Origin of the sequence: Flavobacterium sp. FlaQc-47 (genome assembly GCF_044006475.1) — a bacterium.
In the GTDB taxonomy this organism is placed as follows: domain Bacteria; phylum Bacteroidota; class Bacteroidia; order Flavobacteriales; family Flavobacteriaceae; genus Flavobacterium.
The window spans coordinates 1-12,941 of record NZ_JBIPCQ010000009.1; the positions used below are offsets into that span (position 1 = coordinate 1).

13 protein-coding genes are annotated in these 12,941 nt (G+C 32.9%); 2 read left to right on the forward strand and 11 right to left on the reverse strand.

The window, feature by feature from the left end:
* Positions 1 to 364: 364 nt before the first annotated feature.
* Together ACHRVX_RS21820 and ACHRVX_RS21825 are read right to left on the reverse strand one after the other, a co-directional pair.
* The gene (locus tag ACHRVX_RS21820) at positions 365 to 1,600 is read right to left on the reverse strand and encodes an ABC transporter permease (RefSeq protein WP_395336260.1); all 1,236 of its coding nucleotides are present in this window, start codon (positions 1,598 to 1,600) and stop codon (positions 365 to 367) included.
* A 110-nt stretch (positions 1,601 to 1,710) separates the two neighbouring features.
* On the reverse strand, positions 1,711 to 2,205 hold the full coding sequence (locus tag ACHRVX_RS21825) for a YkgJ family cysteine cluster protein (protein ID WP_395336262.1): 495 nt from the start codon (positions 2,203 to 2,205) through the stop codon (positions 1,711 to 1,713).
* A 74-nt stretch (positions 2,206 to 2,279) separates the two neighbouring features.
* On the opposite strand from ACHRVX_RS21825, the gene ACHRVX_RS21830 reads away from it, so the two are divergent.
* On the forward strand, positions 2,280 to 2,987 hold the full coding sequence (locus ACHRVX_RS21830; protein ID WP_395336264.1) for a class I SAM-dependent methyltransferase: 708 nt from the start codon (positions 2,280 to 2,282) through the stop codon (positions 2,985 to 2,987).
* Between the two features lie 95 nt (positions 2,988 to 3,082).
* Here the strand turns inward: ACHRVX_RS21830 and ACHRVX_RS21835 are convergent, their stop codons facing one another.
* From ACHRVX_RS21835 to ACHRVX_RS21870, 8 genes are all read right to left on the reverse strand, one after another.
* Positions 3,083 to 3,715: a 7-carboxy-7-deazaguanine synthase QueE gene (locus ACHRVX_RS21835; protein WP_395336266.1), complete on the reverse strand. Its 633-nt coding sequence runs from the start codon at positions 3,713 to 3,715 to the stop codon at positions 3,083 to 3,085.
* Positions 3,716 to 3,815: 100 nt separating this feature from the next.
* The gene (locus ACHRVX_RS21840) at positions 3,816 to 5,483 is read right to left on the reverse strand and encodes a tetratricopeptide repeat protein (protein WP_395336268.1); all 1,668 of its coding nucleotides are present in this window, start codon (positions 5,481 to 5,483) and stop codon (positions 3,816 to 3,818) included.
* A gap of 16 nt (positions 5,484 to 5,499) precedes the next feature.
* Complete coding sequence (locus ACHRVX_RS21845) at positions 5,500 to 6,423, reverse strand: PstS family phosphate ABC transporter substrate-binding protein (protein WP_395336270.1); 924 nt, start codon at positions 6,421 to 6,423, stop codon at positions 5,500 to 5,502.
* A gap of 2 nt (positions 6,424 to 6,425) precedes the next feature.
* The gene (locus ACHRVX_RS21850) at positions 6,426 to 6,656 is read right to left on the reverse strand and encodes a hypothetical protein (protein WP_194617802.1); all 231 of its coding nucleotides are present in this window, start codon (positions 6,654 to 6,656) and stop codon (positions 6,426 to 6,428) included.
* Positions 6,656 to 7,456, reverse strand: a complete 801-nt coding sequence (locus tag ACHRVX_RS21855) for an energy transducer TonB (RefSeq protein WP_395336272.1) — start codon at positions 7,454 to 7,456, stop codon at positions 6,656 to 6,658. The genes ACHRVX_RS21850 and ACHRVX_RS21855 overlap by 1 nt, the downstream gene beginning before the upstream one ends.
* A 40-nt stretch (positions 7,457 to 7,496) precedes the next feature.
* On the reverse strand, positions 7,497 to 8,054 hold the full coding sequence (locus tag ACHRVX_RS21860; RefSeq protein WP_395336274.1) for an ExbD/TolR family protein: 558 nt from the start codon (positions 8,052 to 8,054) through the stop codon (positions 7,497 to 7,499).
* A gap of 18 nt (positions 8,055 to 8,072) precedes the next feature.
* Positions 8,073 to 8,699: an ExbD/TolR family protein gene (locus ACHRVX_RS21865; RefSeq protein WP_395336276.1), complete on the reverse strand. Its 627-nt coding sequence runs from the start codon at positions 8,697 to 8,699 to the stop codon at positions 8,073 to 8,075.
* Positions 8,700 to 8,755: 56 nt separating this feature from the next.
* On the reverse strand, positions 8,756 to 9,580 hold the full coding sequence (locus ACHRVX_RS21870; RefSeq protein WP_395336278.1) for a MotA/TolQ/ExbB proton channel family protein: 825 nt from the start codon (positions 9,578 to 9,580) through the stop codon (positions 8,756 to 8,758).
* Positions 9,581 to 9,959: 379 nt separating this feature from the next.
* On the opposite strand from ACHRVX_RS21870, the gene ACHRVX_RS21875 reads away from it, so the two are divergent.
* Positions 9,960 to 11,468, forward strand: coding sequence for a helicase HerA-like domain-containing protein (locus ACHRVX_RS21875; protein WP_395336280.1), 1,509 nt, complete (start codon positions 9,960 to 9,962; stop codon positions 11,466 to 11,468).
* A 113-nt stretch (positions 11,469 to 11,581) separates the two neighbouring features.
* On the opposite strand, the gene ACHRVX_RS21880 is transcribed toward ACHRVX_RS21875, so the two are convergent.
* The gene (locus tag ACHRVX_RS21880; RefSeq protein WP_395336283.1) at positions 11,582 to 12,922 is read right to left on the reverse strand and encodes an FAD-dependent oxidoreductase; all 1,341 of its coding nucleotides are present in this window, start codon (positions 12,920 to 12,922) and stop codon (positions 11,582 to 11,584) included.
* Positions 12,923 to 12,941: the final 19 nt, after the last annotated feature.

The following is a 12,941-nucleotide window of genomic DNA, read 5'->3' on the forward strand; positions in this document are numbered from 1 at the left end:
CTTTTCATAGGAATTTTCAGCATAGCAATCTGCTTTTCGCAATCTTATCCTTCTAAGATGTATCTGTTTTATGGACTTCGCAGATTTAAGTACTGTTATATGCTGACTCATAAAATTGATTTGACGACTTTATTGGATGCTTGCACGCTTTCTAAATAAAAGAGTGGTTTGTCTATTTCGCGCAAAGACGCAAAAGACGCAAAGTTTTGCTTATACAAATGTAGTTCTTATAAAAGCTAGTGGCATAGACCTCAAATTCCAATTTTTCAAAATTCCAACAATAAAAATGCATTTCGATTATCTTTATATATGTTAGAATAAAAACCAGTCAATTGAACAGACAGGTTTATGAATTGATGAATTACTATTCGAAACGAATGGCTTTGACCGGGGAAATTTTTGTTATTATATAGGAAGGAATTAACAACACTACAAAACACACGGTAACAGTAAGTAAATTTAGCAAGAGAATGTAGCCCCAATTTAAATAAACCGGCGCCTGATTAACGTAGTAATTTTCAGGATTTAAATGAACGACTCCAAATTGTTGCTGAACGAGCAATATTGCAATACCAATTAAATTACCCCAAAACAATCCTCGTATGATAAGATAGAAAGCGTTGTACAAAAATATTTTGCGAACTGTCCAGTTATTTGCTCCTAATGCTTTTAGAATTCCTATCATTTGCGTACGTTCTAAAATAAGAACCAATAATGCTACTACCATATTTATTGTAGCTACTAAAATCATAACTGCAAGAATCACGACGATGTTAAAATCAAACAACTGTAGCCAATCAAAAATATAACTGTATTTTTCGACAATAGTTTTGGTATCTAAACTTGATGATGTTTGATCATAGATCTGACTACCTGTAATTTTGATATTGTCAAATTCTTTTACAAAAACCTCAAAAGCACCAACCTGATCCTGACTCCATTTATTGATTCTCTGAATATGACGAATATCTCCTATTATATATGTTGCATCGAATTCCTGAAAACCTGAATTGAAAATACCTGAAATTATGAATCGGCGGCTATTTGGCATTTTACCTTGTTCTTCTTTAATGAAAAAGGTATTAAAATTATCTCCTACTTTTAAATTTAGTCGATCAGCAAGAAGTCTTGAAATTAAAACTTCTTCATTTAATCCTTTAGAAAAATCAGGCACTTTACCTTCAACAATATATTCCTTTATATTATTCCAGTCATAATCTCCCCCAACTCCTTTGAAAACAATTCCTTCAAAAGCATTTTCGGTTCTAATAATTCCTGCTTTACTTGCGATTGCCTGAATATGACTTACCTCCGGAACTGATTTGAAATTTGGGTAAAAATCCTGTTTCTTTGAAATTGGAACTAAAGTTACTTCAGAATTGTTATTATCGAAATTTGAAATAATGATCTGACCGTTAAAAGCTGAAACCTTATCTCGGATTTTTTGTTGTAATCCAATTCCCGTAGCAACGGAAACTATCATCATAACAATACCAATGGCTATGGCCGAAATGGCAATTTTTATTATTGGCGCTGATATACTGCTTTTATAATCTTTGGCAGTAATAAGTCTTCTGGCTATGAAATATTCTAAACTCAAATTTCAGTTGTCTTTATTAATTATTCTAATGGAATTTATCTGAATCAAAAATACATTTAAAAAAATAAAAATGAATTGCTTCTAAAAGCAATTGAATAAAATTTTAAGTTCTAAAGAGGCAATTTCTTTTTCATTTCTTCTACTATATTATAAGCAGCAGGACAAATGGCAACATTTTTTAAGGTGAGATCCGTAATTTGATTGAATTTTTTACGATCAGTATGCGGAAATTCCCTGCAAGCTTTTGGGCGAACGTCATAAATCATGCAATAATTCTCATTATCTAAAAAAGTACATGGAACACTTTTAAGAACATAATCCTTGTCTTCATCAATTTTAAGATATTGTTCGATGAATTGCTGTGGTTTTTGCCTGAAAGATTTTGAAATTCTTTCGATATCTGCCAATGTAAATAACGGCCCGGTTGTTTTACAGCAATTGGCACATTTTAAACAATCTGTTTTTTTAAATTCTGCATTATGCAGATCCTGCATCACATAATCTAAATTCTTAGGTTGTTTCTTTTTCAGCTTATCAAAATACTTTTTGTTTTCGATATGCTTATCTTTGGCTAACTTATTTAAGTTATTTAAAATTTGTTTCAAGTTTACTTTTTAAAGTTGATCTGCAAAATTAAACAACTTTAAACTTGAAACCTTAAACTTTGAAATAAAATACGATGAAAGATCTATTTGGAAAAGCGATGTTCGATTTTCAAACCAATAATTCGCCAGAAGATATCATTACAGAAACCACAATTTCTGAAGAAGACGAAATGAGTGTTGATTATTTATTTCGTTCTTATAATGAAATGCCTTTACTTGAGCAAAAAGCATTACAATTAGCCACGGGAAAAACACTGGACGTTGGTTGCGGAGCCGGAAGTCATAGCTTATCATTACAAAATGATCGTAATTTAGATGTTACCTCAATTGATATTTCAGAAAAAGCTATTAAAACTTGTCAACTTCGTGGTGTGAAAAATGCTAAAGTTGAAAATATTCTGGATTTTGAAGGCGAAAAATTCGACACTATTATTTTATTAATGAATGGTGTTGGTATTTTTGGCAAATTAGATAACTGTAATAAATTTTTATCTAAGCTAAAATCACTTTTAAATCCTGGTGGTCAAATATTATTAGACAGTTCTGATATTATTTATATGTTTGACGAGGATGAAGATGGCGGAAAATGGATTCCGTCGAACAATGACTATTATGGCGAACTAGTTTTTAACATCTCTTATAAAGGAGAAAAAGAAGAACCATTTGATTGGTTGTATTTAGACTATAACACACTCCATAACGCTGCTACTGCAAACGGATTAAAATGTGAACTAATTTTAGAAGGTGAACATTACGATTATTTAGCAAAACTTTCAATTTAAATAAACCAGAAGCAATAAGTTTCGTTTCTTTTTTACACAATTGTATATTTAGTAAACAAAAATCTCTTCAACTGAAGAGATTTTTTGTTTACTACTTAAGGAATATTCAAGTATTTATGAGTCTGTAGCGAAACTCTCCACTTTGGATTATTCATTACGTACTCTACAATCAAAGGAGTCATCTCTTCCTTTTTACTCCATTCCGGTTGAAGAAATAAAATTGCATTATCATTTACTAACTCAGCCTGTTCTTCTGCAAAAATAAAATCGTGCTTATTGTAAATAATCACTTTTAGCTCATGAGCATTATCATACACGGTTTGTGTTGGTAATTTGTTTTTTTTCGGCGAAAGACAAATCCAATCCCAAGTACCTGATAATGGATATGCACCTGAAGTTTCTATGTGAACTTTTAAATTTCTGTTTTTCAACTCTTGTGTGAGCAAAGTCATATCCCACGTTAATGGTTCTCCTCCAGTTATCACGACGGTATCTGCAGAACTTGCGGCATTATTTACAATTAAATCAACACTTGTTGGCGGATGCAGTTCTGCATTCCAACTTTCCTTCACATCGCACCAGTGACAACCTACGTCACAACCGCCAATTCTTATAAAGTAAGCAGCTGTTCCCGTATGAAAACCTTCTCCTTGGATGGTATAAAATTCCTCCATCAAAGGCAACATTGCTCCTTTATTTACTTCTAATTGTATTTCTTTTGATAACATTATTTTATTTTAAAGTGCAAAGATAGTCAATTAAATACGGAACAAAAAAAACCGATAGTTCAAAGAACAATCGGTTTTATATTTAATATGAAATCTTAAATTATTTTAAAGCTTTCACAGATTGAGCTGCGTAACTATTCGCAGGATCTAAAGCTAACGTTTTATTAAAATATTCAATTGCTTTTGCTTTATCAGTATTTGCATAAGCAGCACCAATTGCATTGTACGATTCAATAACTTTTTTAACAGTCGCAGGTTTTGCTAATTCTTCAGCACCTTTAGCTGTAGTTTTAGTCAAATACTCATTATAGTTTTTTATAATCAAATCATCTTTGTCCAATAAACTGTTGACTCTTCCTTTGTATAAATACGCTTCATCATAAGTAGGAGAAGCCGTTAAAACTTTATCAAAAGTAGCATCTGCTTTTTGCAACGCAGCTGCATCACGAGTTTCTGCCGTTTTACTTGCATTACCATAATAAACTGAAATACCATAATAAACTAAATCATCAAGGTAATTTTTAGATTCTGCATTACCAGCACCAAGCTCAAAGATGGAAGCTGCCTGAATATATTGTTTTTTTCCAAACAATGCTTTTCCAAAATCAGCAAGTTCTTCAACTACTAAAGGCTCTAGTTCAATTGCTTTTTTGATATCAGCAACACCTGCATCAAAGGCAGCCTGATCTACAACTCCTTCTGCATTAGTTCCTTTTTTTATTTTAGATAAACCTAAATATAAGTAATCTCTTCCAATTACTTTATTTGAAGGCACTTTCATGAAATCTTCGATAGATTTAATTGCTACATCAACATTTCCGTTTTCGTAAGCAGCATATCCCAAATATCTGAAAATTCTTGGATTTACTTTATCTTCAGCAATCATTTTGTTTGCTACAGTTTCAAGAGTTTTATAATCTTTTACTAAGATTAAGAAATCTGCATGACGCATTTTAGAATCTAAAGAGTAATCTGTAAGACTTAAATATTTTTCGTAGTTTGTAATTGCATTTTGCATATTAACTTTAGCAGTAGAAGTTTTATTTCTTCCCCATTTGTAATATGTTTCGGCTAATTCTCTGTAAACAGGACCATAATTAGCATTTAAAGCAATAACCTCATTAAAAGCTTTAATAGCTTCCTCATATGATTTAGCTCCTTTTAATAAAACTCCTAATTGCATTTTAGCTCTTAAAAGTGTAGGATCAGCAGTAAATGCATCACGATAAGCTTTGTAAGCATCATTTTGATTGTTTGCTCCGTAATATGCGTCACCAATTGTTAATAAAGCTGTCGCATTTTGAGGCTCTATTAATAAAGCACGTTTTAAAGTAGCAATTGCGTTTGTATAATCAGGGCTAGTTGAGTTGATATAAGCTCTACCAATATAAATGAATTCCTCAACATCTTTACGTTTCATGTCCTTAGTAGCTAAACCAAAGTTAGCCTGAGCTGCTGCTGCATTTTTAGCATCAAGATCTAATTGACCTAATCCAATATAGTTTAAGTTTTTCTTGTCTGATGCTTGTAATCCATTTGCGTAATAAATTTTAGCAGAGTCAACAATAGCCTGATTTAAATATACATTTCCTAAAACAAAATTAGCCTCTCCGTCAGATGGTTTTGCTTTGATGATTGATTTAAGCAAAGATTTTGCTTTTTGAAATTGTTCAGCATCAATTGCTTTTTTTGCTTCTTTGATATCTTGCGCTTTTGCAACAGAAGCTGTAGCAACTAAGGCAAGACTAAAAATTTTAAATTTATTCATCTTTATTGTAATTAATTTATTCTTTATCGTTTATAATTTGACTTCTAATTTTAAGCTTTCGTCCTGGTGTCCTAACAGGCAGTAATCCCGACTTTAAAACTATACGTTGTCCGATGTCTCCTGAAATGAATGAAGCAAACCCCATTCCTAAACCGGTATAACCCTGACAATTTATAATAAACAAATCACGTGCCAAAGGATATTTCTTCTCACCAAGATCATTTTGTGTTGGACTGTAATATCCGTCACCACTTAGACCTTTTACACTCATAACGTTTATTTTCTTAACAACGTCAAGCATATTTGGAGATGGCTGATATAACCAATTTACTCCAACTACACCAATCATACCCTCATTCTCTGACACGAATTTAATAACTTCGTCGTTCGTTTTAAAAGAAAAAACATTTTTTGATGGAATATTTTTCACTTTAGCCAATTCTTTCATGTATCGCACGGTACTTGAATTTGGATTATCAAAAACAAGTCCTTTAATTCCAGAATCTGACTTACCTTGCAGAAAATCAATTACGGATTTCAACGCAATTAATGTATCATTATTGCTTTTATTAGTAACAAAAGCAATTGCATCTGAAGCAAAAGGTGTAACTCTAGGATTAATCTTGCTTTTTTCGAATCTGGTTTTCTCTTCCTGCGTTAAATCTCTGGTGGTAACAACAACTTTTGCTTTTTGATTTAACAAATCGTTTATAAGTTCAGCTTCAGATTTTGGTTTTAGCGAGATCTTAGCATCATAGTAAGTTCCTTCAAAAACAGCCACCATATCCTCTACAATAGGCTTTATTGTTTCATCAACAGTAACATCGATTGATCCTTTTAAAATTGTTTCATTCTCAGCTTCATTTTTACTTTTTTGGTTACACATGGCAAACAAAAAAACAAAAACTACCAAACCTACAATTTTACCATATTTGAACATAATTATTCTGCGTTTGAATTGATTAATCTTAAAAAACGGATTCCTGAATATACAATCAATAATCCGCCAAAAGCATATCTGTATTTAGGTTCCATGTCTAATGGAAGTTTCTTCCAAAACATAATCATTAAACCCAGTACAAGATATATTAAAAAAAACATTATTCCTAAAACAAGAAGAAATCGCTCTTTGAGCGATTTCTTCTGAATATTATTAAGCTTATCTTTTAACATTATTCTGCAGATTGAATAGTAATAGGAAGAGAGTAAAGAACCCTAACCTTTTTACCATTTTGCTCGCCGGGAGTCCATTTTGGACATTTTTTAAGAACACGAATTGCTTCTGCTCCTGTACCGTAACCGATATCCCTTAAAACTTTAATGTCGGTTAATGAACCGTCTTTTTCAACTACAAAAGTAACATAAACTTTACCTTTTAAACCTTCTTCTTCCGGAGTCTTGTAATTGTTTCCTACGAATTTGTAGAATTTTTCAATACCTCCAGGGAAATCTGGTTTTACTTCGATACCTGCAGTATTATAAACATTGTTATCTTCCTGAATGATCTCAGTAACTGGTCCTTTACCAACTGGTTCATCAACAGTTAAAACTGCATCAGGATCTCCTTTGATAGTTTCGTTACCCACTTTTTTATCCTTAAGATCCACAATTTTTGGTGGGTCTTCAGTAATTTCATTTGCTTTAGCAACCACTGGTTTCACAAACTTAACCTGATCCACTTTTGGTGGTGGTGGTGGTGGTGGTGGTTGATTTGGCTTAATTTCCTCTTTTTTAGGAGGTAATTTTACTGTAGCGATTTTAATATCGTTGTTTACCACTTCTTCTTCAGAATGTGGTAATAAGCTTGCAATAAGAGGAGCTGCAACAGCAACGCTAAAAATAAGCGAACCTATGACAAGAGCCTTTACAGTAGTCTTACCGTTCGATTTTCTTAACTCATATGCACCATATATCTTATTACGCCCTTCGAATACGATATCAAGCCACTGATTTTTAATTATATCTAATTTCATTTTTCTTGAGTATTAGGGATTTAACAAAATAAGATTACTCTTATTTTTTATCTACCAATTTTGTTTCTTCTGGTGAAAACTCAGGAACAATAGCATATGTCTCAACTCCGCTAATAGCCATCTCATCCAAAATATCAACCAAATTACGATAATTTGATTTTTTAGTTGGCTTTATAATAACTATTATTCCATTTTTAGGTTTCCCTTTAGCTGCAGAATATTCTAAAACTGATTTTTTCCTTTTAAGCAATTCTCTACGAATTCCGTCTTTTCCATAGGCAATATCTTGTGGTCCAGCAATTGGACTTTCTAATAATCCCATGTAGTAAATCATCTTATTATCTCCTGCTAACATTACTGTCATCGTACGATTCTCATCTACTTTAGTCTTATCTACTTTTGTCGAATCTGGATCTTTATCTGGCAGCGACAAATCCATCGATTGAGGTTTTGACAACGATGTGGTTAACATAAAGAATGTGATCAATAAGAATGCTAAATCCACCATTGCCGTTAAATCGACTTTAGAATTTTGTTTTTTACTTCTTACCTTACCACCTTTTCCGCCACCACCGTCGCCGGTATTTAATTCAGCCATTTTAGTGTATATTTTTAATTAAAAGTCTTTTCCTCTCGTACCTGTAACTAAGTTAAAGGAATTGATTTTCTGATCCTGTAAAATATCCATTATCTTTCTAATTTGTGGATATTCCTCTTTAGCATCACCTTTTATCGCAATTTGCAATTCTTTATTATCAATATCAATTGCAGCTCTTCTTGAAACTAAAAGCCAGTCTTTTAATTGATTATCTAATGAATCCATTGGGATTCCGGGTTGATTTGCTTTAGTTCTATCTGCTGCTTTCATTCCAATGATCTGCTTTAAATTTGCTAAAGGAACACCGAAGTCATCCATTAAAGCGAATTTAGTTTTATCATCTTCTGAAAAAGTCACACCTAATTTTGCACCCATACCTTCAAGAGTTCTTTTACGAATCTCTCTTCCTTTGATGTCAAAAAACACTTTGCTTTTCCCATCTGCACCTTTTCCTATTGTAATAATTGCTAAATCCGTATCAGGCAATTTAGTTTGAGCAACAGATGAAGGCATATCTACAGGAAGTGCTTCTGGCACTTTAGCAGTAGCGGTCAAAATAAAGAACGTAAGCAAAAGGAACGCAACATCACACATGGCAGTCATATCTGTCGATGTTGACTTTTTTTTCATTTTTATTTTAGCCATTATCTTTTATTTTATTTTGATATAATTAATTGTAATTATTAATAATCAAAAATTAATTATTGTTTCAAACTTCCTCTGAATCTTCTGTAAGTATTTACAATTGTAGTACCAGCCTCATCGATAGAGTAAGTTAAATCATCAATTTTAGCAGTAAAGAAGTTATAAGAAACGATCGCTAAGATTGAAGTAGAGATACCTGTTGCAGTGTTGATAAGTGCCTCAGAAATACCTGTTGCAAGTGCAGCCTGGTCTGGAGTTCCAGCAGAAGCTAATGCACCAAACGCTTTAATCATCCCTGATACAGTTCCTAATAATCCTCCTAAAGTTCCTAATGATACTAAAGTAGAGATAATAGTCATATTTTTTTCTAACATTGGCATTTCTAATGAAGTTGCCTCTTCGATTTCTTTGTGGATTACTTCTGCAGCTTCCTCACTATTGAAACCTTCTTTTTTAACGTCTTGGTATTTAACTAAAGCAGATTTAATTGCATTTGCAACTGAACCTTGTTGTTTGTCACATGAAGCGATTGCAGCCTCGATGTTTCCTTCTTTAATATTCGCTTGTACATTTTTCATAAATGTATCTAAGTTAGCTTTTCCAGCTGCCTTACCGATAACAATAAATCTTTCAATAGAAAAAACAACAACCATTAAAAACATACCTAATAATACTGGTACAATAAATCCTCCTTTATATACTTGTCCTAAAGTATTGATAGGGTGACCTGTTTCTGGGTTACCTCCCTCGAAGTTAGAAGCATCCCCCATGATTACTTTCCAAATAAACACCCCAACCAAAATACACGCTACAATAATGATTCCAGTAATCATTCCTCCTCCATTTGAAGTGCTTTCTTTTTTAACTTTAACGTTTGCCATTTTTTTTAATTTTAATAGTTTTAAATAATTTTTATTTTTTAGTTATATTTAACTTGTAGAGGAGCAAATTTATACGTTTAGTTTAAATAAAAAAACTTTTTTTAATTTAATTGAAGGAAATTTAACGTCAATTTAAAAAATATCTCATTAAATTGCCCCCGTCATTTTTTAGATAAGACAAAAAACGAGCCGATTAATGGGAAAATTACAACGTTTTAGTAAATATTCAAACATTCCTTTGATATCTTCTTAAAAAGTTGCGAAATTATTTTTTATATATATTTGAATCAAAAATAGCTTTTTCCTACTAAAAAAAACGAGCCAAAAATGTTAAAAAACCAAGCAATACTCTTATAATCATCTAAATTACAAATAAAACATGAATAAAAAGGATAATTTCATTCAGGATATCAACAATGGTTATATGTCTAAAGGAGATAGCATAATTCTGGGAGGTGCTATTCTTGATGGAGAAGCAATTGCCGAAGCACATGTCAAAATCCCACTAAAAACGTTAAATCGTCACGGACTTATAGCCGGAGCGACCGGGACAGGAAAAACAAAAACGATACAGGTTTTTTCTGAGCAGTTATCAAATGCAGGAATTCCTGTTTTAATGATGGATATAAAAGGTGATTTTAGCGGAATTGCTAAAGAAGGCAAGGAAGAAGGCTTTATTACCGAGCGTCACTCTAAAATAAATATCCCTTATAATGTTGCTTCATTTCCTGTTGAATTAATGTCTCTTTCCAAACAAAATGGTGTTCGATTAAGAGCAACAGTTTCTGAATTTGGACCGGTTTTATTTTCCAGAATCTTAGATTTAAATGATACGCAGTCTGGTGTTGTTGCAGTAATTTTTAAATATTGCGATGACAATAAAATGCCATTGCTGGATTTAAAAGATATTAAGAAAGTCATTAATTATATTACCGAGGAAGGCAAAGAGGAAATATCTGCCAATTATGGCAAAATTTCCACGGCAACAACTGGAACTATTCTTAGAAAAATAATAGAATTAGAACAACAAGGCGGTGATATTTTCTTTGGAGAATTATCTTTTGAAATTGATGATTTAATGCGAATAGATGAAAACGGAAAAGGGTATGTAAATATCATCCGCCTGACGGATATTCAGGACAAACCAAAATTATTCTCGACTTTTATGTTGAGTTTATTAGCCGAAATCTACCAGCAAATGCCTGAAAAAGGAGATGTTTCACAACCAGAATTAGTCATATTTATTGACGAAGCCCATTTGATTTTTAATGAAGCCAGCAAAGCACTTCTGGAACAAATAGAAACAATTGTAAAGCTGATTCGTTCTAAAGGTGTTGGTATTTACTTTGTCACCCAAAATCCAATGGATGTTCCAAGTGGTGTTTTGGCGCAATTAGGTTTAAAAATTCAGCATGCGTTAAGAGCTTTTACCGCAAATGATCGTCAGGCAATTAAAAAAACAGCAGACAATTACCCCACTTCTCCCTATTATAAAACAGATGAATTACTGACTAGTTTAGGAATTGGAGAAGCGCTTGTTACTGCGCTGAACGAAAAAGGAATCCCTACTCCACTTGTGGCTACAATGATGCGCGCGCCAATGAGCCGAATGGACGTTTTGACTGCGGATGAAATCGAAGCAATTAACAGCAAATCGAAGCTTGTAAAAAAATATATTGAAGAAATTGACCGTGAAAGCGCTTATGAAATCCTGACTAAAAAAATAGCAGACAGTGAGCAAGCAAGCTCACAACAAGCTCCAGCAAAAGCATCAAAAGCTGAACCAAGCACAACTAGTGTTGTCACTAAATCAGTTTTGAAAGTAGTAACAAGTGCCACTTTTATTCGAGGTGTTTTTGGCGTTCTATCTAAAATGTTCAAGAAGTAAATTCAATTACGATATCAAAACTCACTTACAATATCAATGTCAAAAATCAATTACAATTTTAAATTGCAAATACTATTGATTTTTGACATTGATATTGATTTTTGATATTGCGATTATTTTTGTAACAATTCCAGAATTTTATTATCAACTTCGGTAGAGTTCCAGATATTTTCAATATTGTCCAGTTTTAGAATTTCTTCCATGATTCTGTTTTGAAAATCGCCAATTGCCAAAGCTTCAGCATAAGGACGATCACTAAAAGTCACACGGCTGTAAAGCGGAATCCATTTATCAGGATATTTATCAGAGAATGCTTTTTCTATTTTCTTTTGTAACAAGAATTTTTCATCGGCAGTTTTGGTACTCATTTCCATGAAATTTCGGTATGAAAGTTCAGCAATAGCATCTGCGTTTGGTTTACGTGAAATTTCATATTCAGAAAAAATCTTCTTCCAATCGTTGCCGTATTTTTCTATCATTTCATTTAAAACTGTAATGTCCTCAAAACCAGCATTCATACCTTGTCCGTAAAATGGCACAATAGCATGACAGGCATCTCCAATCAAAGCAATTTTATTTTCATATGTCCATGGAAAACATTTCATCGTAACTAAAGTACTTGTTGGATTTTTAAAGAAATCTTCTGCCAGTTTTGGAATCACCTCAATAGAATCCGGAAAGTTTTTCTCAAAAAAGTCTTCTACCATTTTACGATCTGTAAGTGACGCAAACGAATTCTCACCTTCAAAAGGCATGAATAAAGTACACGTAAAACTTCCGTCTAAATTGGGTAAAGCGATCAACATATATTCGCCGCGAGGCCAAATGTGAAACGAATTTTTGTCGAGTTTATGAGTTGCATCCACATTTGCCGGAATATTCAATTCCTTATAACCCATATTCAAAAATTCCTGCGAATAATTAAACATGCTTTGGCGTTGCATTCTGTGTCGGATTCTTGAAAAAGCGCCATCAGCACCAAAAACCATATCGTATTTTATCTCTTCCCACTCCCCTCTTTCGGTTTCACCAATATGCAAAGTCGCATCGCTAAGCGTGACATCCCAAATTTTTTGTTCAAACAAAAATTCAGCTCCTGCTTCTTCTGCAAGATCAATCATTTTCCGGTTTAAAGCCCCTCTTGAAATAGAATAAATCGATTCGCCTTCTTGTCCGTAATTCTGAAAATTCAGTTTATCGACCAAATGAATCGCTCTTTTGTCCATTGGAATCGCAATTTCACGAACCGAATCGCCTACGCCAACGCCATCAAGCGCTTTCCAGCCACGGTTGGACATTGCAAGATTTATAGAACGACCAGAAAAATTAATTTTACGAATATCAGGGCTTCGATCATAAACATGAACGGTATGGCCTTCTTTTTTGAGATAAATTGCTAAAAGTGATCCTACCAATCCAGAACCTACAATCGCAATTTTTAGTGGAGTTTGCATCAAGAAATAATCTAAATAT

Coding starts and splice junctions, on each gene's coding strand:
- ACHRVX_RS21830 (WP_395336264.1), top strand. CDS start 2,280: ATGAAAGATCTATTTGGAAAAGCGATGTTCGATTTTCAAACCAATAAT.
- ACHRVX_RS21835 (WP_395336266.1), bottom strand. CDS start 3,715: ATGTTATCAAAAGAAATACAATTAGAAGTAAATAAAGGAGCAATGTTG.
- ACHRVX_RS21840 (WP_395336268.1), bottom strand. CDS start 5,483: ATGAATAAATTTAAAATTTTTAGTCTTGCCTTAGTTGCTACAGCTTCT.
- ACHRVX_RS21845 (WP_395336270.1), bottom strand. CDS start 6,423: ATGTTCAAATATGGTAAAATTGTAGGTTTGGTAGTTTTTGTTTTTTTG.
- ACHRVX_RS21850 (WP_194617802.1), bottom strand. CDS start 6,656: ATGTTAAAAGATAAGCTTAATAATATTCAGAAGAAATCGCTCAAAGAG.
- ACHRVX_RS21855 (WP_395336272.1), bottom strand. CDS start 7,456: ATGAAATTAGATATAATTAAAAATCAGTGGCTTGATATCGTATTCGAA.
- ACHRVX_RS21860 (WP_395336274.1), bottom strand. CDS start 8,054: ATGGCTGAATTAAATACCGGCGACGGTGGTGGCGGAAAAGGTGGTAAG.
- ACHRVX_RS21865 (WP_395336276.1), bottom strand. CDS start 8,699: ATGGCTAAAATAAAAATGAAAAAAAAGTCAACATCGACAGATATGACT.
- ACHRVX_RS21870 (WP_395336278.1), bottom strand. CDS start 9,580: ATGGCAAACGTTAAAGTTAAAAAAGAAAGCACTTCAAATGGAGGAGGA.
- ACHRVX_RS21875 (WP_395336280.1), top strand. CDS start 9,960: ATGAATAAAAAGGATAATTTCATTCAGGATATCAACAATGGTTATATG.
- ACHRVX_RS21880 (WP_395336283.1), bottom strand. CDS start 12,922: ATGCAAACTCCACTAAAAATTGCGATTGTAGGTTCTGGATTGGTAGGA.